1 protein-coding gene is annotated in these 639 nt (G+C 36.2%); it reads right to left on the bottom strand.

Going from position 1 to position 639, the window contains the following annotated elements; genetic code table 11:
- Positions 1-639, bottom strand: a 639-nt coding sequence (locus tag QO200_RS11970; protein ID WP_371540448.1) for a hypothetical protein, incomplete at both ends; no start/stop codon positions are given.

Genomic DNA, 639 nt, shown 5'->3' with positions numbered 1-639 from the left:
GCAATTTCTGCTATTTTAGCTCTTGAAATTTCTGCTGTTAATGCTGATGAATTGGTTGATGAACTAGCATCAACATAAGTTTTTACCGATTTTACACTTGGATATTTTGTGTCCGATGCGCTATCATTAGTTATGTCAGTACTTTTATTAACTAAATCTTCTTTTAATAAATCTGCATTCGTACGATTAGTAACTTCTGCCGCCAAATTAGTTGTTAAAGTTGCATCAGCTGTGGTACGAGAATTTGTTTCACTTAATAAATTAGTTGCAAGCGTACTTTCTGCTGTGGTAGCTCGTAAAGCTTCTGTTGCCAGATTCGTTGTTAAACTACCGTCAGCTATGGTGCGAGAATTTGTTTCTGTAACCAAATTCGCGGCAATACCATTTTCTGAGTTTGTCGCTCTGCTCGTTTCATTTGAAATTGCATTTGCATTAGCTGTTTCAGCTGTTATTGCTCTTAAAACTTCTGTCCCTAATGCGGTTGAACTAGTACTTGAGCTAGCATCAACATAAGTTTTTATCGATTTTACACTTGGATATTTTGTGTCCGATGCGCCATCAGTAGTTATGTCAGTACTTTTATTAACTAAATCTTCTTTTAATAAATCTGCATTCGTACGATTAGTAACTTCTGCCGCC

It is taken from the genome of Flavobacterium sp. Arc3 (genome assembly GCF_041431375.1).
In the GTDB taxonomy this organism is placed as follows: Bacteria; Bacteroidota; Bacteroidia; order Flavobacteriales; family Flavobacteriaceae; genus Flavobacterium.
This window is presented reverse-complemented; position numbering and strand designations above follow the sequence as displayed.